This window comes from Flavobacterium sp. WC2416, assembly GCF_041200095.1.
Lineage (GTDB): Bacteria > Bacteroidota > Bacteroidia > Flavobacteriales > Flavobacteriaceae > Flavobacterium.
On the sequence record NZ_CP165626.1, the window covers coordinates 2711888 to 2735814 of the forward strand.

The following is a 23927-nucleotide window of genomic DNA, read 5'->3' on the forward strand; positions in this document are numbered from 1 at the left end:
TCCAAATTTTAAAAATTACCAAAAACAAAAATCAGCATGTTTTCAAAAAAAAATAGAATTGAAGAAATAAAAAAAAACGGGTATACATTAAGTTTTGAAAGCGTATTTAATTTGGCTTTCAAAAACTATAAGAAAATCGTCATATATGCAGGACTTCTATTTTTTGTGTTTGCGGTTTTAATGGCAGTATTTGTTTCTGCAATACTAATTTATAAATTTGGTGCTAATCAACTTACTGAAATTTTAAAACCTGAAAATTTAAACCCAGATCATCTAACTGGAAATTCAAGAATAGCGTTCATAGTAGGTAGTATCATCTTTTCTACAATATTGAGCCCATTTATGGCAGGTTTTATTAAAATGGCTTATTGTGCAGAAAGAGATAAAGAATTCCATGTTTCAACTATTTTTGAATACTACAATAGTTCTTATTTTAAAGAACTCGTTATTGCAACTTTGTTAATTTCGATTGTCAATACTGGATTACCCGTGTTGTTAGATCAACCTGAACTTGAGATAGCCATGAATTTAGTTTCATATGCCATACTATTTTTGACATTTCTTACAATTCCACTTATTATTTTTAGCGATTTAAAAGCCATAGATGCAATAAAAACAAGTGTCATTATTTTTTTCAAAAAACCTTTTCTCCTTTTAGGATTAATTTTAGTTGGCTATATAGTATCAGTAATTGGCTTTTTAGTATTTTACATTGGAATCTTTTTTACTCTTCCTTTCTTATATTCTATGTACTATGCCATATATAGTGAAATCATAGGTTTTGAAACAGAAGAAAAAACAGAATCCAATCCATTTTAAATTCAATATAATAATAAAAACAACTTTTAGATTTTTTAAAATGATATCCTTTATATTGCAAAATATTCATTAAATTGTTGAATATTTAACACGTTAAGAATTAAAAAAATAAATGATCTTGTTCCTAAACTTTTTATTTTCAACTATCGTAAATATAATTAGCTCAAATGAGATTAATCTATTTGCAATGGAAATAATCCCCCCCTATCATTATATTAACAACACGCCAAATTTAAAATGGGTTTTACTACCTATTTTAATTATTTGTTATTGCATGTTGTTTTTTAATTTTTTTAAAATTAAATCTAGATTAACTAATACATTCATAAAAGTAAATAATGAAGAATATATAAGAAATAAGGAATATCAAACCTATTTGTTATTTTTTGGGATCATAAGCCCTATAACCGAAATCAACCTTTATTTCTTTTCAGAAAGACCAAAAAGCTTGTTATATCAAAACTTAATGATTGGTGTTTTCCTATTATTAATCTACTTTATCAGCACTAAAAAGGCAATAGTTTTTCAATATATAAAACACATTTTTATTACAATTTATATTGTCTATTTTATTTTAATTTGTAGAAGTATTATTCTATTCCCCTTAGAATTAGTTCCTATAATCACTTTTATTATTAGTTTTTTCTTTTCATTTACAATACTCAAGCCTATCAAGATTTTTTGGTATTTTATGTCTTTTGCCTTTTTTTATATTGCAGCTACAAGTGCTTTTAATCTTATCCCAGATAAAACTGCTATAATATTATTAAATTTTTCCATTTTAGTGTTTATAATAAATTATATAAGTTTTATAACATCATTAAATATCAAAGATAAGTTTCGGTTTTCAAATGAGATTGTAAACAACGGAAACTCGCTTATTATGGCTACTAATAAGAAAGGGGAAGTGCAATTTTGTAGTGAAACGATAAAGTCAATTTTAGGTTATACTTCAGAGGAAGTTATGGGCTTAGGATTTTGGAAAGTAACGGAAGACCCCGAGTTTATTGGGGAAGAATTTCATAATAACGAAATCATTGAAAGAACGTTTACAAGGAAATTAAAATGTAAAAATGGAAACTATAAATACATTCAATGGAATGACAAACGATTTTCGGATGATTTAATTATTGGAATAGGTCAAGATGTAACTAATGAAATTAAAACTCAAAAAAGATATGAAAATCTTGTAGAGTCTGCTTATGATATTATTTATGAATTAAACAGGAAAGGAGATTACCTTTTTATAAATAAAAGTACAGAAAAGATTACTGGTTTTAGTTTGAAAGAACTGTTTAACTCAAAATTTAATTCTTTAATCAGAGAAGATTATATCCAAAAAGTATTAGATTTCTATTCGGCTGCGACACCCGAAATGACTAATTTTCCCATATTAGAATTTCCTATTGTCAGGAAAAATGGCGAAGAAATCTGGGTTTCACAAAAAGTATCAATTATTAGAGACCAATACAATAATATTAAAGGATATTCTGTAATTGCAAGAGATGTAACATATTATAAAAACATTGAAAAAGAAAAAACAGAAAGACAATTAAAAATTCAAAAATACAGCAACGCTTTAAAAGCATTTACTGAAAAAAGTTACTCCAGCAATGAAAGTTTAGAATCAAAATTAAAAACGATTTTAAAAATAACAGCAGAAAAAATTGGGGTTAACAGAGCTAGTTACTGGAATTATTATCCAGATAAAATAGATTGCCTTGTATTATATCAGTTAAATAAAAATGAATTTACATCAGGAAAAGAAATAACAAAAAAACAATATCCAAACTATTTTACAATAATTGAAAATGAATTACAAGTAGTTATTTCCGATGTTTCTAAAAACAATACTACATATGAATTAGAAAATGATTATACCAATACTAATAATATTTACTCCATACTCGATACTCCCGTTTTTATCGATGGTGATTTAAAAGGAATCATTAGTTTTGAAGCGAGTGAAGAAATAAAACATTGGGATAATGAAGATATTAACTTTGCAAGATCAGTTTCGGATATTATAGCTATAGCCTATGAATCAAAAATGAGATTCGAAATTGAAAAAAAACTAACATATAAAAGTGAACTTTTAGCAGCAATGACGTTGTGTACTGAGAAGTTTTTAAACAGTAAAAACATAAATGATATTTTTGCTGATGTCCTTATTATAATGGGGAAAGCGACAAAATCACATCGCGCCTATTATTATGAAAAAAATAATGACACTAATTTAATTAGCCAAAAATACAGATGGATAAAGGGCAACAATACATTAACACAAAACAATCCAAAACTTCAAAATATTCCCTATGACTATTTTGAAGAATTAATAGATCCATTATTAAATAACAAAATCTATGAAGCTGTTGTTTCACAAATTAAAAATGAATCTTTAAAAAATAAATTATTAAATGTTGATGTAATTTCATTAATACTATTCCCCATTTTTATAAAGAATAGATTTCATGGTTTTTTAGGTTTTGATGATACAAACGAAGAAAGAAGTTGGTCCGAAGATGAAGTAAATATCCTTCAAACTTTGGCTAGAAATATAGCATCATCAATTGACCGAATCGAAACCGAAACGGCAATTTATGAAAGCGAAGAAAAATTTAGACTTTTAGCTAACAATATACCTGGAACAGTGTACTTATCAGAGAATGATAATAAGTTTACCAAAATTTATCTTAATGATGAAATAGAAAAACTTACTGGCTTTAAAAAATCTGATTTCTTAGATAAGAAAATTTTTTATACTGATTTGATACATCCTGAAGATGTAAAAAAAGTGTTAGATGAATCTTCGTATAAATTATCTAAATCTGAACCGTTTCATTTTACCTATCGAATTATTAAAAAAAATAATGAAATTGTTTGGGTAGAAGAATTTGGTGATGCCGTTATAAAAAATGGAAAAATAACTTATATCGAAGGCATCATGCTTGATATTACAAAAAGAAAAGAGGCTGAGGAAGCGATAAAAGGTCGTGAATACGCAGAAGCAGCAAACAGAGCCAAATCGGAATTTTTAGCTAATATGAGTCATGAAATTAGAACCCCTTTAAATGGTATCATTGGTTTTACGGATCTATTAATGAAAACCGAGCTAGGCGAAGTGCAAAAAAAACATATGATCACGGTAAACCAATCTGCACATTCCTTATTGGGTATCGTAAATGATATTCTTGACTTTTCAAAAATTGAAGCTGGAAAATTAGACTTGCACATAGAAAAACATGATATTAAGGAAATTATGAGTCAAATTATTGATTTAATTCTATATGAATCAAATCAAAAAAAATTAAATCTAGAACTTAACATAGCACCAGATATTCCTAATTATTTCTGGATTGATATTGTTCGATTAAAACAAATTTTGATTAACCTTTTGGCTAATGCTGTAAAATTCACTGAAAAAGGAACTATAAAACTAGATATTTCGATAATTAAAAAAATTAGTGACTCAAAAACCAAAATACGCTTTTCAGTTGTCGATTCTGGAATTGGAATTTTGGAAAAAAATAAGAAAAAAATATTCAAAGCTTTTTCTCAAGAGGATGGTTCTACAACCAAAAAATTTGGAGGAACAGGTTTAGGTCTTACTATTTCAAATAAACTACTTGGACTAATGAAAAGTCGTTTAAATCTTGAAAGCGAGATCGGGCTTGGTAGTGTTTTTTATTTTGATCTGGATTTAAAAACTAGTAATGATTATATTGAAGACCTATTTTCAAAAACAGTTGAAGAGGATTTTACAAATATGGAGCATATTTTTAAAACAAATGATAAATTAAGAAACCTTAAAGTCATGCTTGTTGAAGATAATAAAATCAATATGCTACTACTTAAAACAATTATTAAAAATGTTCTTTTTGAACCAGAATTTTTTGAAATTGTTAATGGGGCCGAAGCTTTAATACAATTTGAAAATATAAATCCAGATATTATATTCATGGATATCCAAATGCCTATAATGAATGGCTATGAGGCTACAAAAGCAATTAGAAAGTCAGAATTAGGCAAAACAATTCCTATTATTGCAATTACAGCTGGCACAGAAATTGAAATAAAAGAAAAGTGTCTTTCAGCAGGAATGAATGATTATATATCGAAACCAATAATTAAACGAATTATAGAAGAAACAATTGTTAAGTGGATCTTGTAATAGTAATTAAATTTGTATTTGAAATAACTAATAATAATAATATATGAAATGGCAAGGTAGACGAAAAAGTGACAATGTCGAAGACAGAAGAGGCATGTCCTCCGGTGGTAAAACAATTGTAGGTGGCGGAATAATAGGAATTATTATTTTACTTTTAAATGTTTTTGGTGGTGAAAATGCTCAAATGCTTACGCCAATACTAGAACAAATGAATCAAGGTCAAAGTACTCCCACCGAACAAAGAGATCTAACAGCAAAAGAGCTTGAAGAACAAGATTTTGTAAAAACACTATTAGCAGATAATGAAGATGTTTGGACAAAAATATTCAATGAAAATAATCTCAATTATAAAAAGCCAAATATTGTTTTGTTTAGCGGAGCTGTAGAAACTGCGTGTGGAAATGCAACTTCTGATTCCGGCCCATTTTATTGCCCTGGAGATCAAAAAGTCTATATGGACTTAACGTTCTTTGAAGAACTAAAAACCCGTTTTGGTGCGCAAGGAGGTGATTTTGCCACTGCTTATGTTATTGCCCACGAAATTGGGCATCATGTTCAAACCTTATTAGGCACATCAGAAAAAATGCGCGAAATGCAACAAGGTAAAAGTAAAGCAGAAGCTAATAAATTATCCGTAGCCTTAGAGTTACAAGCTGATTTTTATGCTGGTGTATGGACACATTACAACCAAAAAATGAATAACATTCTTGAAGAAGGAGATCTTGATGAAGCATTAAGTGCTGCACATGCAGTTGGTGATGATGCTATACAATCAAAAATGCAAGGACATATTGTTCCTGAATCATTTACTCACGGTACATCCGAACAAAGGAAATACTGGTTCATGAAAGGATATAAAACGGGAGATATCAAGCAAGGAAATACTTTTGCTGAATTAAAATAAAAAAATTAAAAACAGTATTTAAAATCGGGCTAATTGCCCGATTTTTTTTGTCCCTAACATTTATTAAGCCATTATTTTTTTATTCTAAATTCAATTCATCGACACTTTATTGCAACTCATCTTATATCAAATACCTCTTAACTAAAATAAATAATTACACTCCTTTATATCGATAATTTTACTCGAAATAAATGGGTAAACAAAATGAAAAAAACGAAGCAACTAGGTATATGGATGGATCATTCTCTTGCCTATTTAATGGAATTTACTACAAAACCTTTTGAAATTCAAACGATTATACATGAATTTCACTTGGAAGATAAAGCGACATCTAAACTTGAAAAGAATACATCTATTAAAAACGTTTATAGGTATTACAATAGAATTGCCGAAGCAATAATTAATTATGATAAAATAATCCTTTTTGGTCCCTCAAATACAAAGGTTGACTTTTTTGACATCCTAAGCGAAGATGAACGCTTTGTAAAAATGAAAATAGAAATAAAAGAAACAGATACAATGAATGTTAATCAACAACATGCTTTTATCAATGAATATTTCGTTCCGTAGTAATAAATTTTATAGTCCTACCCATTAAATCCCCTTTTTGACTTCGCATAACCAAAAGTACTAAATCATTGTACTCTAATAAGTTGAAGTACAACGAAATGATAAATTCAAACAAAATCAATCATTAAAAAGCAGATCGGACAATTTAGCAGTACCTTCGCGCCAAATTAAAGAAGTACTCAAAATAATAGTGTTTACTTCATAAACACAATTTATGTCATTCAACTCATTAGGCTTATCTGATGCTTTATTAAAAGCCATCAGCAAAAAAGGATATACAACTCCTTCTCCAATACAACAAAAATCAATTCCACCAATCTTAGAAGGCAAAGATGTATTGGCATCTGCACAAACAGGAACAGGAAAAACAGCTGGTTTTACACTACCTATATTACAAATCTTATCACAAGGAAAACATTTAAGTCACAGACCCATTCGTGCTTTGATCTTAACACCAACACGTGAATTAGCGGCACAAATATTAGCCAATATAAAAGAATACGGTGAATTTTTAGATTTACGCAGTACGGTGATCTTTGGAGGTGTTAATCAAAAACCACAAGTAGCACAATTGCGTCAAGGTATAGATATTTTAGTTGCAACTCCAGGTAGATTGATTGACCTACAAAATCAAGGATTAATCACACTAAACAAAGTAGAAATTTTAGTTTTGGATGAAGCGGATCGCATGTTAGACATGGGGTTTTTAAGAGATATTGAGCGCATCATGAAAGTATTGCCAACAAAAAGGCAAAACCTAATGTTTTCAGCTACATTCTCAAAAGACATTAAAAAATTAGCAATGGGTATCTTAAACCATCCCGTTCAAGTGGAGGCAACACCTGAAAATACGACTGTCGATGCTATTACTCAAAAAGTATATCCAGTTGCAAAAGAGAAAAAAACCGAATTAGTGATCAAACTGATTACCGAAGGAAATTGGAAACAGATTTTGGTATTTACCCGTACCAAACAAGGTGCCAATAAATTAACCGAAAGTATGATTAGTGCTGGAATTCAAGCAGCAGCCATTCACGGTAATAAAGGACAAGGAGCCAGAACCAAAGCTTTGGCGGGCTTTAAAAACGGAAGCTTAACGGCATTAGTAGCTACTGATATTGCGGCTAGAGGATTAGACATCCCATTATTACCTCATGTTGTCAATTTTGAATTACCTAATATTCCCGAAGATTACGTTCACCGCATCGGAAGAACAGGGAGAGCTGGTGCCAATGGAGAAGCGATTTCTTTATTTAGCCCAGATGAAACCGTTTTTTTACGTGATATCGAGAAATTGATTGGTATGAAATTACCTAAAGAAAATATTAAAGGGTTTGAGCCAGATCCAAATGCTTCAACCGAACCTATCAAACAAGGGCAAGGGCGACAACAACGCAATTCAACTCCAAGGAAACCAAAAACAGATACTACAAACCGTAGTAGTAATTACAGTTTTGGTCCTAGACGTCCTAGTCAAAATAATGAAAGACGCCCAAATAGATAATACATTTTTAAATTTTTAGGAGCAGAACGATTTCGTTTTTATAAACGTTATCTCCCGCTATACACTACAATCCTTGTGAGGGCTAAACGCTAGCCCACACAGGGATTTTCGTTTCTATCGGGGCTATTTAGGGCATTTTTATTTTCATAATACTGTTTTGCAAATTCATCCCACCGATTACTATGGTTTAAGCAAATAATAATTCATAAAATTTTCATTTATTTTTTGTGAATAATTCAATAACTTTGTGTTGAAAACAAACAATAAGTCTTGCGAAGGGGAAAAAGTTTTTACTACTTCTTCCCTATCAAAAGAAAAATTTATTTAATTGATCTTAAGCTATTTGTCTTTTTTCAAAGGTTCTGTTTTCCTTAATACATGCGCAAAGACGATGTATGAGTTTGTTTCTTACATTGTTAATTACGAGCATTTTGCTTTTTCCTTCTTGTACTTTTCGGCTATAATAAATTTTCAACTCTGGATCACTTGTGATTGCAGATAACGCACACATATGCAACTGTTTTTTTAATTTTTTATTTGCCATATAATGGACTTTTGGTTTTGAACGTACACTTTTTCCTGAAGTGTGTTCAAAAGGTACAACGCCTGCATAACAAGCCAATTGGCGAGGAGTGATATACATTGTAAATTCATTTGTAAAACAAATTAAGAATAAAGTTGTTACTTTTCCAACGCCTGTAACCGATGTCGATATTTTAAATATTCTAGAAAGATTTTCATCTTCGTTGATTATTTTGTCTAATTGTTTTTCTATTTTTTGCAAATCTGTTTCAATTCCTTTAATTGTACTTTTTTGGAGTTTTTCTGAGAGTTTAGCCACTTCTAAATCAAATGACTTAAGTTCTCTTACATTACGTAACAACGAAGCTTTTGTAATCACTAGCTTTTCTCTTAAAGACAATAAGTTTCTGATTTTATCAACTTCTTTTCTAGGAGCTTTGTACAGAACTGCTTCGTCAACATTCTTCATGGCATAATAAGCTATTCTTTCAGCATCAATTTTGTCGTTTTTACCTCTCTGAACACCAATACTTCGAATAATTTTCAACGACATTTCTACCCAAAGATCAAACTTAAATACCATCAAATACTTGATAAGTAACTTTCCATACATGCCAGTGTGTTCTAAACAAATCAATGTGTTTTCAAAAGTAGCATTTTGCTCTTTCAGCCATTTGCGAAGTGCTTGGATTCCTTTGTAATCATTTACAAATTGATTATGGATGGTGTTTTGTTTATCTCCATTCAAAATCACAACAGCATCAAAATATTCTTTGGATACGTCAATGCCTAAAAAATGTTTAAATTTGTTCATAAGAAAATGTTTTAAAGATTAGCAACCAGTTTATTGAACACACTCATAACCTTGATAATAGGCCTAAAAACCTGAATTACTATTTGATGCTTGTTCAATACAAACTGACAAAGTCCTAATCGGGGGATAAGTCTAAAACTTTGCGGCGCGAATGGTTCACTTTGTCAGTTTGGTTGTTAATTTAAATTTAATGATTTTTCAAAGAACAAATCTAAAGGCTGGCGCGAGCGTCCCGCTCGTGAACACAATCTAAATCAATTTATATCTATCTATAAAACGGCCTGGTCATCATTACCATAATTTCTTGCCGACGACGATATCGCGGATTTTCAATGCGTGCCCATTCCAATAATAAATCCCATTACGTGAGGAAATAATGTGATTCCTCATTCTTCGGAATGACAAAAAGTGTGTATTTATCCTTAATGTTTTGTCCTAAAATCTGTTCCTCTTTATACTGAAAACTATTATTTCCAAATACTACACTAATTTAAAGCGTAAATTTACAAATTAGCATGCTATTCATAGGTCTTCAAATCTAGATTAAGAATAGAACCTACTCTGCTAAACTCTTCATTAATCTTTGCATTCAAGATAAGTTGTTCATTTGTTATTGGATGATTAAAAATTAACTGATGTGCATGAAGCATCATTCCTTTCAGTTCAAAATTCTCCAACCATAATTTATTTTGTTTGTTACAACCATGAGGGCGACTTCCTAAAATGGGATGAAAAATATGTTTGAAATGTTTTCGTAATTGATGCATACGTCCAGTTTCAGGAATCGCTTCTACTAAACAATATCGTGACGTTGGTTTATTGTTAAATTCTAACTCAATTTCGGTACTTTGCAATCGATGAAAGTATGTTATTGCATTTTGTACAATGCCATCATCATTGGTTAAATCATAATCAATCGTTAGTTCTTCGGGTGACCAGCCACGTAAAATTGCTAAATATTTTTTTTCGACTTCGCGTGTAGCAAAACGATCATTCATAATTTTTAAAGCATCTTTATCCAATGCAAATAACAAGACACCAGATGTTTTGCGATCTAACCGATGAATAGGATAAACGTGTCGCCCTCCTATTTGATTTCTCAATTCTTGAATAGCAAAAACTTTTGCATCGCGCGCGTAAAATGATTTGTGGACTAACAATCCACTTGGTTTATTAATTGCTATAATATATTCGTCTTGGTAAAGAATTTCTAACATTTGGCAAAAATAAAAGAGATTTTGATAGAACTCTCTTTTTTGACTTATTTATTTCTATACTTTTCTTTTTTCATTTTAGCTCGAAAAACAAAATAGAAGATTACAATTGCTAAAACTGTTATTTAAATTGTATCCCAATGCTCTTTTATAAAGTCACTTCCTCAAAGTTGAAGAGTTTGCCTAGCATAGTTTAAATATCTGCAATCAAAAATCTGAAATCTAATTTATCCCAACCAACCATCTCGATCCAAACTTCTATACTGAATTGCTTCGGCAATATGAGACGAAACTACGGTAGGAGCAGCATCAAGATCAGCGATAGTTCTAGCTACCTTCAAAATACGATCGTAGGCCCTAGCAGAAAGATTCAGTCGCTCCATGGCTGTTTTCAAAAGTAATTTGGATATATCATCAAGAGCACAATATTCCCTAATGTGTTTGGTATTCATTTGCGCATTGTAATGGATGTTTTCCATTTGCTCAAAACGTGCTGATTGTAATTCTCGGGCTGCAGTAACTCTTTTTCGAATATCAACACTACTTTCTGCTTTTTGATCTTCCGATAATTTTTCAAACGGAACGGGAGTTACTTCGATATGGATGTCAATTCGATCCAATAAAGGCCCTGATATTTTACTTAAATACCGTTGCATTTCGTGTGGTGAAGACGTTTGTGGTGAATCGGGATCGTTAAAAAAACCACTTGGACTCGGATTCATGCTTGCTACCAGCATAAATGAAGAGGGATAAGTAACGGTAAACTTGGCTCTGGAAATGGTTACTTCCCTATCTTCTAGTGGTTGACGCATCACTTCGAGAACATCACGTTTAAATTCGGGTAACTCATCCAGAAATAAAACCCCATTGTGTGCCATCGAAATCTCTCCTGGTTGGGGATAACTCCCCCCACCAACGAGTGCTACGTTAGATATAGTATGGTGTGGGCTCCTGAAAGGCCGCTGATTCATCAAACCTACTTCTTTCAACTTTCCTGCTACGCTATGGATTTTAGTTGTTTCTAAGGCTTCTCGTAACGTCATTGGTGGTAAAATACTTGGTAAACGTTTGGCAAGCATTGTTTTTCCAGCACCTGGCGGCCCAATCAAAATAATATTATGTCCTCCAGCAGCCGCTATTTCCATACATCTTTTTATAGACTCCTGCCCTTTCACATCGCTAAAATCAAATTCAGGAAAATCTAAATCTTTATAAAATTCGGCTCTCGTATCAATTGTTGTGGGTTCTAGATTGCCTTTCCCTTCTAGAAAATCAATGACTTCCTGTACATTTTCAACTCCATAAACATCCAATCCAGCTACTATTGCAGCTTCTTTTACATTTTGTTTTGGCAGAAAAAAACCTTTAAATCCTTCTTCTTTTGCTTTTATAGCAATTGGCAAAGCACCACGAATAGGTTGCAAACTTCCATCGAGAGAAAGTTCTCCCATAATTATATATTTCTCCAATTCTTTGGCTTCAATTTGCTGAGAAGCAACCAAGATTCCTATGGTTAAAGTTAAATCATAGGCTGAACCTTCTTTTCGCAAATCAGCAGGTGCCATATTGATTGTGATCTTTTTACCCGGCATGTGGTAGCCTGTGTTTTTGAGAGCAGCAGCAATTCTATAACTACTTTCTTTAATTGCGTTATCAGGCAACCCTACTAAATGATATCCAATTCCTTTATCAATATTTACTTCAACAGTAATTGTTGTGGCTTCAACACCAAAAACGGCACTTCCAAAAACTTTAACTAACATGGCGTATATTTTTTTTAAAAATAACGAATTTTAACATACCAAACTATAGATTTATCTTACTAAATAATAACACATTAGCAATACTATTTTACTACTCTAATTTTTAAAAAAGAGATGGATTATAGAATCATGAAATCTAAATTTGATTTATTATGTCACTTATTATTTGCTTACAAAAAAATGAAGTTTCAAAACTTAAGCATTAGACCTTACGCCCAATTTGTTCCATTTTTGGATATAATTTCCTATATTTGCCGAGATTTATTTGATTTTTAGGGTTGAAAAACGTTTTTTTATACATTTTTAACAACAACCATTCTATGATTTCTATTTCATGAAATCAATCTAAAAATCATTCTTTTTTGTAGTTCGCTACATCTTTTGCCTTTTGGAAAAATTCCATTTACAGGCTAATAAATAATCAAAAATTAATCAAAAATGCACTGGATAGATTATCTAATCTTTGTCGTTTATATGCTCGCTATGCTTGGTGTTGGCGTGTATTTTTTTAATAAAAACAAAACAGCTGAAGACTTTTACGTAAGTGGTCGAAACATGAGTAGTTGGCACATCGGTTTATCTGTAGTGGCTACTGATGTGGGTGGAGGATTCTCCATCGGTTTAGGAGGGCTTGGTTTTACGATGGGAATATCAGGTTCTTGGATGTTATTTACAGGTTTACTCGGTGCGTGGCTTAGTGCTGTTTATCTCATTCCAAAAGTGAGTCATTTGGGCCATAAACATAAGTTTTTTACTTTCCCACAAATATTTGAGCATTTTTATAACAGTAAAGTAGCTTTATTAGCCGGTATTATTTCAGCTATTGGATACATTGGGTTTACAAGTTCTCAAGTTTTGGCTGGAGCCAAATTAGCTTCGGCAACCATAGAAGGATTAAACATTCAAACCGCACTTATTGTTATGGGTGCAATTGCTGTTATTTATACCGCAATTGGAGGTCTAAAGGCGGTAATTTATACCGATACGATTCAATGGCTAATCTTAATTGGTGGATTGGTTTTTATTGGAATTCCTATTGCCTATACTGCTGTTGGAGGATATGATGTTATTAAAGCAACATTAGCCCCTGAATATTTGTCATTAACTAATGTGAAGTGGTACCAAATTTTAAACTGGTCCATTACTATTATTCCTATTTGGTTTGTAGGAATGACATTGTACCAAAGAATTTATGCCAGTAAAGGAGAAAAAGAAGCAAAAAAAGCATGGCTAATTGCTGGAGTTTTTGAATGGCCTATCATGGCATTTATGGGAGTAATTCTGGGAATGCTTGCTAAAGTTGCTGCTACTAATGGGATGTTTAAAGGAATTACTGATGCTGCATCGATGGATAGTGAAATGGGATTACCTATTTTATTAGCAACCATTCTTCCTGTTGGATTAATGGGATTGATGCTTTCCTCCTATTTTTCGGCTATCCTTTCCACTGCAGATAGCTGCTTGATGGCGGCCTCTGGTAATATAGTAACCGATATTCTCGCTAAATTTTCTAAAAAAGAATTAACCCACAAACAAGAATTACAACTTTCACAAATAGTAACCTTAGCAATTGGTGTTTTTGCCATTCTATTGGCTTCCCAAATGCAAAATGTATTAGAACTCATGCTCTACTCCTATGCCTTTATGGTTTCAGGACTATTTATACCAGTACTAGGCGCTTTATTTTGGAAGAAAAGCCATCCCATTGCCGCTTTTTGGAGCATGCTTTTTGGAGGAGGAGCAACAATTTTACTCATAATCACTAAAAATAAATTACCTTTAGGAATAAAACTACCCGAGCATCTTGATGCCAACATTTATGGTATCAGTATTTCGCTTATTTTATTTTATACAATATCAATTTATCATTATAAAAAAGAAAAACAAAATGGAATTCAAAATAATTAATTCAACTTCAGGAGAAGACATCACATATACTAATCAAATAATTGCTCAATTTCTTTTCACTCATTTAGAGGAATATGGCGATAAAGTAGACGATATTCTAAAATGCATCGCTTACGTAATGAATCCAGATAAAGGAGGAAATATAGTTGTAGGTTTAGATGAAAATAAAATTGTAGGTGTTGTTATTTTAAACAACACAGGTATGAAAGACTTTATCCCTGAAAATATTTTGGTTTATATTGCAGTAGACAATAGCCAACGTGGTAAGGGATATGGAAAACAATTGATGCAAAAAGCCATCTCAATTGCCGAAGGAAATATTGCACTTCATGTGGAACCTGATAATCCTGCCAAAAAATTATACGAAAAACTAGGATTTACAAATAAATACCTAGAAATGCGTCTCATCAAATAATCCAAAATGCAAAACTTAAACCAACGTATAGCAACTCTTACGCTATTGCGAAAGGAATTACATAAAAATCCAGAGGTTTCAGGAAAAGAAGTACATACTGCAAAAATGATTCTTTCATTTCTTGAAAATTATCCTCCTGATGAAATTGTTACCGAGGTTGGGACAACTGGAATTCTAGCTATTTATAAAGGAAAAACCGTTGGAAAAACGGTTTTATTTCGTTGTGAACTAGATGCATTACCCATTGACGAAATTAATACTTTTGAACATCGTTCTTTAACCAACGGAGTTTCCCATAAATGCGGACACGATGGACACATGGCAATTATGTGTGGTCTAGCCATTGAATTGCACTATAAAAGACCTAAAACAGGAACTGTTATTTTACTCTTCCAGCCTGCGGAAGAAGATGGCACTGGTGCTGAAAAAGTTTTTAATGACCCTAAATTTATTTATAAACCTGACTTTGTATTCGCACTGCACAATATTCCAGGGTATAAAAAAAATCAAATTGTTGTTAAAAACGATACTTTTAGTTGTGCCGTAAACAGCTTAATTATCAAACTAAAAGGAATCACATCTCATGCAGGAGAACCTCATAAAGGAATCAATCCAGCATTGGCATTAGCTAAAATAACTACCCAATTTAACCAGCTCATACAAGCCAATATTGCTGCAGCAAAATATTGTTTGATTACACCTATTTATTCGAAAATGGGTAAGAAGGCGTATGGTGTTTCAGCGGGTGCGGCAGAAATTCATTTTACAGTAAGAAGCGATAGTAATTCGGAAATGCAAGCCATTGAAAGTAAATTGGAAAAACTAGCAAAATCAATAGCCGAAGAATTCCAATTGAAATGCAAGATATCTTGGACGCAGAGTTTTCAAGCCAATGAAAACAATGTAGAAGCAGTAAATCACATAAAAAATGCAGTGAAAATCAATGATTTTGATCTGTTAGAAAAAGAAATGCCATTTACATGGGGAGAAGATTTTGGTCTACTTACCCAGCAATTTCCAGGAGCAATGTTTGGATTAGGATCAGGAATGAATACTCCCGCCCTACACAATCCAGATTATGATTTCCCAGATGAAATCATAACAACTGGAGTAGCCACTTTTTTACAAATAAGCAAACAAATTACGGATGCATACTAATTCGATTATAGAACTAAACAAAAAAGCGTACCAAAAAAATATTAGCTTTCTAAAAAATACTTTTGGAAAAAAAGTACTACTTTCTTCTGTTGTAAAAGGAAATGCCTACGGTCATGGAATAAAAGAATTTGTTTTAATGGCTTATGAATGTGGTGTTACACATTTCTCTGTATTTGATGTTGAAGAAGCTAAAATTGTAAAAGCCACACTTGCTGATAAAGCCATCATTATGGTGATGGGATTGGTTCAAGATGAAGACATGGAATGGGTTGTTGCTAATCATGTTGAGTTTTTTGTATTCGATAAAAGCCGACTTACAAAAGCCACCAGAGTTGCAAAAAAACTGCATAAAAAGGCAATATTACATATTGAGGTAGAAACAGGAATGAACCGAACTGGTTTTGAAAAAAAAGAAAAGGAATACCTTATATTTAAAGGGCTATGCACTCATTATGCCGGAGCCGAAAGCATTGCAAACTATTATAGAGTGGAGAAACAAATCAAACGATTTGACGAAATTTATCAATACCTTTGGGATAATGACCTAAAACCAGAAATTAAACATTCTGCTTGTTCTGCAGCGTCAATAATGTTTCCAAAAACACGAATGGATATGGTTCGAATTGGTATCATGCAATATGGCTTGTGGCCCAGCCCTGAAGTTTTTGTAAATTATTTAAATAGCAAAAAGAGTAAAATTGATCCATTGCATCGTGTCATTACTTGGAAAAGCAGTATCATGAGTGTAAAAAAAGTGAATATTGGTGATTTTATAGGTTATGGCACTAGTTTTCTGGCAGAAAGAAAAATGAAAATTGCTGTTGTTCCTATAGGTTATTCTCATGGATACAGCCGGTCTTTGAGTAATCAAGGAAGAGTTTTAATTAATGGACAACGCTGTATCGTTGTAGGCTCAGTCAATATGAATATGATGACAGTTGATGTAACTGACATCGAAACTGTAAAAAAAGAAGATGAGGTCGTTTTAATTGGTACACAAGAAGATCTTACCGTATCTGTAGCTTCTTTCAGTGATTTCAGTAATCAACTAAATTATGAATTACTAACCCGAATTTCAAAAACGATTCCACGCAAAATAATAGAATAATGGCTTTTATAAAATTATATAGAAAGAAATTAGAAGAAAATTATACCTTTCTTGATACTATCTTCAAATCTAGAAACATACAATGGGGTGTTGTATCTAAACTTTTATGCGGCAACAAAATTTACCTTAAAGAATTAATTGCACTTGGAGTACGAGAAATTCATGATTCCCGAGTAAGTAATCTAAAGAAAATAAAATCTTTAGACCCTACTATTCAAACGGTTTATATAAAACCTCCTGCAAAACAAAGTATAGAAAATATCGTTCGCTATGCTGATGTAAGTTTTAACACAGAAATTTATACCATACAACTGCTTTCTAAAGAAGCACAAAAACAGAACAAAACTCATAAAATCATAATCATGATTGAAATGGGTGATTTACGTGAAGGTGTAATGGGTGAAGAACTGGTTGAATTTTATGGTACTATTTTAAAATTACCCAATATTGAAATTCGTGGTATAGGTACCAATCTTAATTGTTTAAGTGGAATCATGCCAACACAAGATAAATTAATTCAGTTAAGTCTATACAAACAACTCATTGAAGCCAAATTTAACATCACTATTCCATGGGTTTCTGGTGGAACATCGGTAGCTATTCCATTAATGCTAAAAAATGCACGTCCTATGGCGGTAAACCATTTTAGAGTTGGAGAAGCATTGTTTTTTGGAAAAGATCTTTTTACAGGCGATACCATCGCAGGGATGCACAATGATGTGTTTAAGCTGTACTCAGAAATAATTGAAATTACGGAGAAACCTGATGCCCCCATTGGAGAACTAGGCGAAAGTGGTGTTGGAACTAGTTATGTACCAAGTGATACTGATGATTTAGGAGAAACTTCTTTAAGAGCCATTTTAGACATTGGTTTACTTGACATGCAACCACAATATATTGAAGCCGAGGATAGTGATATTAAAATTATCGACGCAAGTTCAGATATGCTTGTAATAGATATTTCAAATTCAAAAAAGAAATATAAAATTGGAGATTTAGTTTCCTTTAAAATACAATATATGGGAGCACTCTATCTTTTAAATTCAGATTATATTGAAAAGAGAATCGGATAAATTAGCCTTAAAAAACTAATTACTAATAAAATTCATTTAAAATAATAAATTCCACTTTCCTAAAAAAAATCAGATAAACTATTATCTGATTTTTTTTTGTAAATTACTATTACATTTCAGGCAATAATTATTATCCAATTTAAATACTCATATTAACAAATTGTAAATTACAGAGGTGTATTCTCAGATAACCCTTAAAATAATAGGGGTTAAATTAGAAATTTAATAAAAATAGCATAATATCACCCTATTTCAATAGGGATATTGATTCATTTTATATTTTTACCGTAAAAACTAAACCTAAAAACAATGAGAAAAATTATTTTAAGCGTAATTCTTATCGCTCTATTGGTCTTATCACTCTGTACCAATTTCATGTTGTCCGAAAATCCAATTCCATTAGATGCAGTAAAATTTGACACTGGAGATACAGCTTGGATGATTGTTGCAACAGCACTTGTATTAATAATGACTCCTGGACTAGGTTTCTTCTACGGAGGAATGGTAGGAAAAAAGAATGTCATTAGCACCATGTTACAAAGCTTCATGGCAATGATAATTGTTACTGTACTTTGGGTAATCGTTGGATTCAGTTTATCTTTTGGAACTTCAATAGGAGGCTTCATAGGTAACCCTACAGATTATTTCATGTTTAAAAATGTTGGGATTACAACAGCTTGGGGAACCATTCCATTTATGCTTTTTGCTTTATTTCAAGCAAAATTTGCAATTATCACTCCAGCCTTAATAACTGGTGCATTTGCTGAGAGAATTCGTTTTTGGGCTTATATGTTGTTCATGGTTTTATTTATCATTTTTGTATATGCTCCATTATGTCATATGACTTGGCATGCAGATGGTTTTTTCTATAAAATGGGAGTATTGGATTTCGCTGGAGGAACTGTAGTACACATGAGTGCTGGATGGGCTGCTTTAGCTGGAGCAATGTTTTTAGGAAAAAGAAAAGGTCAAAAATCAAATCCTGCTCGTATTACTTATGTATTATTAGGAACAGGATTGTTATGGTTTGGTTGGTTCGGATTTAATGCTGGTTCTGCTCTTGCTGCAAACGGATTAGCAGTGCAAGCTTTAGGAACTACAACAGTTGCTGCAGCTGCTGCTGGTATGGCTTGGGTTTTCTTTGATAAAATTCTTGGACATAAAGTATCTGCAATGGGTGCTTGTATTGGTGCAGTAGTAGGACTTGTAGCTATTACTCCTGCAGCAGGATTCGTTAGTATTCCCAATGCAATTTTCATAGGTGTATTTAGTAGTTTAGTAAGTAATATTGTAGTAAGTAAATTTCCTAAAGGTAAAATTGATGATGCATTAGATGTATTTGCTTGTCATGGTGTTGGTGGTATGACTGGAATGTTATTAACTGGTGTTTTTGCATCAAAAGCAATAAATCCAGCAGTTACAGACCAAGGACTAATTTTTGGTGAAACAACTTTATTTATACACCAATTAACGGCTTTAGTAATTGTATCTGTATTTGCTTTTTCTGTTTCTTATTTCCTTTTCTTTATTGTAAATAAAATCACTCCTTTAAGAGTAACTGAAGACAAAGAAGAGTTAGGTTTAGATATCTCTCAACACGGAGAGTTTTTGTAGTAAACGCTTTAATAAATAAAATAAAACTCCCTGAAATTAAGTTTTCAGGGAGTTTTTTTTATGGCTATAAAACACACTGAATTTCATTTTATTCGCAATCTATTTATAGAAAGATCAAAACTATTTCTGGTATTCTTTTTATACATCAAAGCATCTTTTGTCCATTGATAAGCTAAGTTTCACACAAACAATGCAAACTTGTATAGGAATAAAATCAACTTAAAATCACCAAACTATATACAAAAAAATAGCCGTCTCAAAATAATTTGAGACGGCTATTCTTTATGAAATATCTTATTTTATTTTAAAGTAAAACTCGTTTTTGAAACCAATTCATTTTTATCAAAAACATTTACGAAGTACGTCCCTTTTGCAAAGTCTTTACCAGGTAAATCTTCTGTTACTTGAACAGTTTTGTTTTCATATTTTACATTAGTTATAAAACTATATACTAACGAAGCATCTCCAAAATTTTCAGTCTTTTTATCACCTAAAACATTGTTTTTACTATCAATTACTTGTACATAATATGTTTTATCTCCAGATTTAGCAATTTGGTTTTCAGCAATTGTAAAACTAATTTTAAGAACATCAGCTCTACTTGCTTTATCCGTTTCAACTTGTTTTCCTGAACTTCTTAGTTTGTAAGCAGATGTTTTCATGTTCAAAACTGTTAATTTTGAACCTTTCTCAACAGCTTTAGACAATTCTTCATTTTGTCCAACTAAAACTTCATTATATTTTTTAGATTCACCTAATACTACTACTGTACTATCACGTTGTGTAGTTAATGTAGTATTTGCTTTTTTCAATCCTTCATTTTCTGTCATTAAAACTTTCATATTGTTTTGCAAAGCAATAAATTGAGTTCTATATTTTGCTAATGAAGCTACATCCCCTTTTGACTTATTTAAATCAGCCATTAAATTAACTACTTTATCTCTTTCTTGAATTAACTCATCCGACATAGAGGTATTTTCAGAAATAGCTGCGTCATAAGTAGCTTTTAATTCTTGCAAATCTTTCATAACCGATTCTTTTTCAGTCATAGTAGTTTTCAATTCTGTTTGAACTGTTTCAACATCAGAACTCATTTTAAAAATATACACTAAACTACCTACTAATAAAACTGCTAATACAGCAATAACTGCCTTAAGACTTGAACTGCTTTTTTGATTTTCCATGTTTAAATATTTTTTTCCAAATTTAATAATATATATTTAAGTTATAACGTAAGTTAACACAATTATAGTATTTTTGGAAAAAAATATTTTTTTATGGAAAAAATTCTACCTTTTACTACGAATGATCTTGCAAAAATTACTAACCATAGAAGTGGTGAAATAAAATTTGGAGAAAAGATGATTACTGTACCAAAAGGAACTGACCCACTTTCATTTTTAAAAACATCAGAAGCTAAATATGTTTTATTGGGAATCCCAGAAGATATTGGTATTAGAGCCAATTTTGGAAGACCAGGCGCTGCATCGGCATGGGAGATTGCTATAAAAAATATTGCTAACATTCAACACAATCGCTTTTGCAAAGGAAATCAAATAATTATCCTTGGTCAAATGAATGTTTGTGAAGAAATGAAGGAGGTCGAACATTTAGATTTTAATGATATTGATGATCGTTCCAAATTGAGTCAATTAGTTGAAAAAATAGACAAAGACGTTTCTCATATTATCTTTAATATTATAAAAGCTGGAAAAACACCTATAATTATTGGTGGAGGTCATAATAATTCATACGGCAATATTAAAGGAACTGCTTTAGCAAAAGGGAAACCTATAAATGCCATCAATTTTGATGCACATTCCGATTTTAGAATTCTTGAAGGTCGTCATAGTGGGAATGGTTTTTCATATGCATACGAAGAAGGTTTTTTGAAAAAATATTTTGTTTTTGGCTTACATGAAAATTACACCTCCAAAAGCGTTTTGGACATTATAAAAAAAACGGAGGATCGTGTACGGTATAATACTTATGACAGCCTAAAAATTAGACAAGAAAAAAATTTTAATGAAGAAATGAATATAGCATTAGAATTTATTAAGACTGATACTTTTGGAATTGAAATAGATTTAGATGCCATACCAAATATAGCAAGTAGTGCAATGACTTTAAGTGGTTTCTCCGTTGAAGAATTAAGACAATTCATTTCTTTTTTTGGAAAACACAAGAATGCTGCCTATTTACATATTTGTGAAGGTGCTCCCGATTTAGGCGAAGAGAAAAACAATCATTTAATTGGTAAATTAATAGGTTATTTAATTACTGATTTTATCAAGTCAAGTCAATAAATAACTCTTTTATAAGAGTTTTCAATCTGTAAAATAGACAACAAATTAAGCGAATCGATAAATAACACTATCTTTGCAAATCTATCTATGTACATAATACAAGATATTTAATTTCAAAAATATGTTATTCGAAGATTTATCACTTTCAAAAAGTATACAAAAAGCCGTATTTGAACAAGGCTATATCAATCCCACTCCTATTCAAGAGCAATCTATTCCGCTAGTTTTGGCTGGAAAAGATATGATCGGCTGTGCACAAACAGGAACTGGAAAAACAGCAGCATTTGCAATCCCCATTATACATCAATTACATCGTATTGTTGGCTCTTCTAAAAAAGCTAAACAAATTCGTGCGCTAGTGGTCACACCTACAAGAGAGCTAGCAGTTCAAATAGGGCAAAGTTTTGATACTTATGCTAAATATACCAATTTAACTCAGCTTACCATTTTTGGAGGAGTTTCGCAAAACCCACAAGTCGATACATTAAAAAATGGTATTGACATTTTAATTGCTACACCTGGAAGGTTACTTGATTTACATAAACAAGGTTTTATTGACTTAGACCATTTACATACATTAGTTCTTGATGAAGCAGACCAAATGCTTGACATGGGATTTGTAAATGATGTGAAAAAAATCGTCAAACTAACACCTAAAAATAGACAAACCTTATTTTTCTCTGCCACTATGCCAATGGCTATTCGAGAATTGGCCGAAATGTTTTTAACAAATCCTGAAACAGTAACAGTTTCCCCAGTGTCATCAACAGCTGAAAATGTAGAACAACATGTTTACTTTGTTGAAAAAACGGAAAAAAGAAACTTGTTATATCACTTGATTAAAAATCAAGACTTGTCAGATGTTTTAGTTTTTTCAAGGACAAAACACGGTGCAGATAATGTTGTAAAAGCATTACGAAAAAATAATATTGCAGCTGAAGCCATACATGGTGATAAATCTCAAAATGCGAGACAACGCGTTTTAGAAGCATTCAAAAATAAAGAAGTTGGAGTGCTTGTAGCTACTGACATTGCTGCTCGCGGTATTGATATTGATCAATTGCCCTATGTTATTAATTTTGACTTGCCCAATATACCAGAAACTTATGTTCACCGTATTGGTAGAACAGGACGCGCAGGAAATGGTGGGATATCAATTTCTTTTTGCAGTAAAGACGAACATGGGTATTGGAAGGATATTCAAAAATTAATTAAAGTAGATGTAAAAACGGTTAGTGATCATCCCTATCCATGGCACTCAGGTAGTCCTGAAACTGCTCCAGGAACATCTAACAAACCAAAAAATTCAAATCGAAGTGGCGGTGCTCACAAATCAAGGAAATCTGATGCTTCAAAACAGAATAAAAAACGATGGTATTAAAAACCATACTATATTTAGGCATAATAAAAAAACCATTTACAACAATTGTAAATGGTTTTTTTATGAGTAAATACTTGATAAACAGTTAATTAACTGTTATAGTTTTGTTTTAGATTTGATTTTTATTTAATTTTAGAATTAATTAATAATCATTTAAAACTAAATAAATTATGGAAGCACTTGTAAAAAGAAACAGTTATTCGCCGTTAGTAACTTCTAGTTTGTTACCAACTCTAAATCCCTTTTTTGATGATATTTTATCAAGAGATATTATGGATTGGACCGATAAGAATTTTTCGACTGTAGGTAGTAGTTTGCCCTCTGTCAATTTAAAAGAAACAGATAAAAAAATTGAAGTTGAACTAGCTGCTCCAGGTTTAAAAAAAGAAGACTTTAAAGTTGAAATCGATAATAACATTCTTTCCATTTCTTCAGAAAAAGAGGAAGAAAAAGAAGAAACTAGAAAAAAAGGAAATTATTACAGAAAAGAGTTTAACTATCAATCTTTCTGTAGAACCTTTAGCCTTCCTGATTATGCCGATGAAAACAACATTAATGCTAATTATAAAGACGGCATACTTCATGTCGAAATTGCAAAAAAAGAAGGAAGTACGAAAAAAATGGCTAAAAACATAGCTATAAAATAAGATAAAAGGAAATTTCATCTCTTTCAAAAAACATCT

Annotated in this window: 18 protein-coding genes; 14 read left to right on the plus strand and 4 right to left on the minus strand. The window is 31.6% G+C overall.

The window, feature by feature from the left end; translation table 11 throughout:
* The first annotated feature begins 36 nt into the window (after nucleotides 1-36).
* From AB3G39_RS11535 to AB3G39_RS11555, 5 genes are all read left to right on the plus strand, one after another.
* Complete coding sequence (locus tag AB3G39_RS11535; protein WP_369769378.1) at nucleotides 37-819, plus strand: hypothetical protein; 783 nt, start codon at nucleotides 37-39, stop codon at nucleotides 817-819.
* 691 nt (nucleotides 820-1510) lie between these two features.
* Complete coding sequence (locus AB3G39_RS11540) at nucleotides 1511-4990, plus strand: PAS domain S-box protein (protein ID WP_369766282.1); 3480 nt, start codon at nucleotides 1511-1513, stop codon at nucleotides 4988-4990.
* Nucleotides 4991-5033: 43 nt separating this feature from the next.
* Nucleotides 5034-5894, plus strand: a complete 861-nt coding sequence (locus AB3G39_RS11545) for a neutral zinc metallopeptidase (protein ID WP_367769347.1) — start codon at nucleotides 5034-5036, stop codon at nucleotides 5892-5894.
* Between the two features lie 204 nt (nucleotides 5895-6098).
* Entirely contained in the window at nucleotides 6099-6464 is a 366-nt protein-coding gene (locus AB3G39_RS11550) for a hypothetical protein (protein WP_367769344.1), read from the plus strand.
* Nucleotides 6465-6678: 214 nt separating this feature from the next.
* Nucleotides 6679-7968, plus strand: coding sequence for a DEAD/DEAH box helicase (locus tag AB3G39_RS11555; RefSeq protein WP_369769379.1), 1290 nt, complete (start codon nucleotides 6679-6681; stop codon nucleotides 7966-7968).
* Nucleotides 7969-8302: 334 nt separating this feature from the next.
* On the opposite strand, the gene AB3G39_RS11560 is transcribed toward AB3G39_RS11555, so the two are convergent.
* From AB3G39_RS11560 to AB3G39_RS11570, 3 genes are all read right to left on the minus strand, one after another.
* Complete coding sequence (locus AB3G39_RS11560; protein ID WP_369765230.1) at nucleotides 8303-9304, minus strand: IS110 family transposase; 1002 nt, start codon at nucleotides 9302-9304, stop codon at nucleotides 8303-8305.
* A gap of 518 nt (nucleotides 9305-9822) precedes the next feature.
* Nucleotides 9823-10521 carry a pseudouridine synthase gene (locus AB3G39_RS11565; protein ID WP_369765231.1) on the minus strand — a complete coding sequence of 233 codons (699 nt, stop codon included), beginning with the start codon at nucleotides 10519-10521 and terminating at the stop codon, nucleotides 9823-9825.
* Between the two features lie 224 nt (nucleotides 10522-10745).
* Nucleotides 10746-12281 carry a YifB family Mg chelatase-like AAA ATPase gene (locus AB3G39_RS11570; RefSeq protein WP_369765232.1) on the minus strand — a complete coding sequence of 512 codons (1536 nt, stop codon included), beginning with the start codon at nucleotides 12279-12281 and terminating at the stop codon, nucleotides 10746-10748.
* A gap of 438 nt (nucleotides 12282-12719) precedes the next feature.
* Between AB3G39_RS11570 and AB3G39_RS11575 the strand changes: the two genes are divergently transcribed.
* The 6 genes from AB3G39_RS11575 to AB3G39_RS11600 all read left to right on the plus strand — a co-directional run bounded on the left by AB3G39_RS11575 (nucleotide 12720) and on the right by AB3G39_RS11600 (nucleotide 19557).
* Nucleotides 12720-14189 carry a sodium:solute symporter gene (locus tag AB3G39_RS11575; RefSeq protein WP_367769334.1) on the plus strand — a complete coding sequence of 490 codons (1470 nt, stop codon included), beginning with the start codon at nucleotides 12720-12722 and terminating at the stop codon, nucleotides 14187-14189.
* Nucleotides 14170-14604, plus strand: coding sequence for a GNAT family N-acetyltransferase (locus AB3G39_RS11580; RefSeq protein ID WP_367769331.1), 435 nt, complete (start codon nucleotides 14170-14172; stop codon nucleotides 14602-14604). The genes AB3G39_RS11575 and AB3G39_RS11580 overlap by 20 nt, the downstream gene beginning before the upstream one ends.
* A 6-nt stretch (nucleotides 14605-14610) precedes the next feature.
* Nucleotides 14611-15762, plus strand: a complete 1152-nt coding sequence (locus AB3G39_RS11585; RefSeq protein ID WP_369765233.1) for an amidohydrolase — start codon at nucleotides 14611-14613, stop codon at nucleotides 15760-15762.
* Complete coding sequence (alr, locus tag AB3G39_RS11590) at nucleotides 15752-16870, plus strand: alanine racemase (protein ID WP_369769381.1); 1119 nt, start codon at nucleotides 15752-15754, stop codon at nucleotides 16868-16870. The genes AB3G39_RS11585 and alr overlap by 11 nt, the downstream gene beginning before the upstream one ends.
* A complete protein-coding gene (locus AB3G39_RS11595) occupies nucleotides 16870-17943 on the plus strand; it encodes an alanine/ornithine racemase family PLP-dependent enzyme (RefSeq protein WP_369769382.1) in 1074 nt (357 codons plus the stop codon). The genes alr and AB3G39_RS11595 overlap by 1 nt, the downstream gene beginning before the upstream one ends.
* 309 nt (nucleotides 17944-18252) lie before the next feature.
* The gene (locus AB3G39_RS11600) at nucleotides 18253-19557 is read left to right on the plus strand and encodes an ammonium transporter (RefSeq protein WP_367769319.1); all 1305 of its coding nucleotides are present in this window, start codon (nucleotides 18253-18255) and stop codon (nucleotides 19555-19557) included.
* A 299-nt stretch (nucleotides 19558-19856) separates the two neighbouring features.
* Here the strand turns inward: AB3G39_RS11600 and AB3G39_RS11605 are convergent, their stop codons facing one another.
* Complete coding sequence (locus AB3G39_RS11605; protein ID WP_367752623.1) at nucleotides 19857-20741, minus strand: hypothetical protein; 885 nt, start codon at nucleotides 20739-20741, stop codon at nucleotides 19857-19859.
* A 93-nt stretch (nucleotides 20742-20834) separates the two neighbouring features.
* On the opposite strand from AB3G39_RS11605, the gene AB3G39_RS11610 reads away from it, so the two are divergent.
* From AB3G39_RS11610 to AB3G39_RS11620, 3 genes are all read left to right on the plus strand, one after another.
* Entirely contained in the window at nucleotides 20835-21863 is a 1029-nt protein-coding gene (locus AB3G39_RS11610; protein WP_367769316.1) for a formimidoylglutamase, read from the plus strand.
* A gap of 121 nt (nucleotides 21864-21984) precedes the next feature.
* The gene (locus AB3G39_RS11615; RefSeq protein ID WP_367769313.1) at nucleotides 21985-23244 is read left to right on the plus strand and encodes a DEAD/DEAH box helicase; all 1260 of its coding nucleotides are present in this window, start codon (nucleotides 21985-21987) and stop codon (nucleotides 23242-23244) included.
* 170 nt (nucleotides 23245-23414) lie between these two features.
* A complete protein-coding gene (locus AB3G39_RS11620; RefSeq protein ID WP_369765236.1) occupies nucleotides 23415-23891 on the plus strand; it encodes an Hsp20/alpha crystallin family protein in 477 nt (158 codons plus the stop codon).
* Nucleotides 23892-23927: the final 36 nt, after the last annotated feature.

Coding starts and splice junctions, on each gene's coding strand:
- AB3G39_RS11535 (WP_369769378.1), top strand. CDS start 37: ATGTTTTCAAAAAAAAATAGAATTGAAGAAATAAAAAAAAACGGGTAT.
- AB3G39_RS11540 (WP_369766282.1), top strand. CDS start 1,511: ATGTCTTTTGCCTTTTTTTATATTGCAGCTACAAGTGCTTTTAATCTT.
- AB3G39_RS11545 (WP_367769347.1), top strand. CDS start 5,034: ATGAAATGGCAAGGTAGACGAAAAAGTGACAATGTCGAAGACAGAAGA.
- AB3G39_RS11550 (WP_367769344.1), top strand. CDS start 6,099: ATGAAAAAAACGAAGCAACTAGGTATATGGATGGATCATTCTCTTGCC.
- AB3G39_RS11555 (WP_369769379.1), top strand. CDS start 6,679: ATGTCATTCAACTCATTAGGCTTATCTGATGCTTTATTAAAAGCCATC.
- AB3G39_RS11560 (WP_369765230.1), bottom strand. CDS start 9,304: ATGAACAAATTTAAACATTTTTTAGGCATTGACGTATCCAAAGAATAT.
- AB3G39_RS11565 (WP_369765231.1), bottom strand. CDS start 10,521: ATGTTAGAAATTCTTTACCAAGACGAATATATTATAGCAATTAATAAA.
- AB3G39_RS11570 (WP_369765232.1), bottom strand. CDS start 12,281: ATGTTAGTTAAAGTTTTTGGAAGTGCCGTTTTTGGTGTTGAAGCCACA.
- AB3G39_RS11575 (WP_367769334.1), top strand. CDS start 12,720: ATGCACTGGATAGATTATCTAATCTTTGTCGTTTATATGCTCGCTATG.
- AB3G39_RS11580 (WP_367769331.1), top strand. CDS start 14,170: ATGGAATTCAAAATAATTAATTCAACTTCAGGAGAAGACATCACATAT.
- AB3G39_RS11585 (WP_369765233.1), top strand. CDS start 14,611: ATGCAAAACTTAAACCAACGTATAGCAACTCTTACGCTATTGCGAAAG.
- alr (WP_369769381.1), top strand. CDS start 15,752: ATGCATACTAATTCGATTATAGAACTAAACAAAAAAGCGTACCAAAAA.
- AB3G39_RS11595 (WP_369769382.1), top strand. CDS start 16,870: ATGGCTTTTATAAAATTATATAGAAAGAAATTAGAAGAAAATTATACC.
- AB3G39_RS11600 (WP_367769319.1), top strand. CDS start 18,253: ATGAGAAAAATTATTTTAAGCGTAATTCTTATCGCTCTATTGGTCTTA.
- AB3G39_RS11605 (WP_367752623.1), bottom strand. CDS start 20,741: ATGGAAAATCAAAAAAGCAGTTCAAGTCTTAAGGCAGTTATTGCTGTA.
- AB3G39_RS11610 (WP_367769316.1), top strand. CDS start 20,835: ATGGAAAAAATTCTACCTTTTACTACGAATGATCTTGCAAAAATTACT.
- AB3G39_RS11615 (WP_367769313.1), top strand. CDS start 21,985: ATGTTATTCGAAGATTTATCACTTTCAAAAAGTATACAAAAAGCCGTA.
- AB3G39_RS11620 (WP_369765236.1), top strand. CDS start 23,415: ATGGAAGCACTTGTAAAAAGAAACAGTTATTCGCCGTTAGTAACTTCT.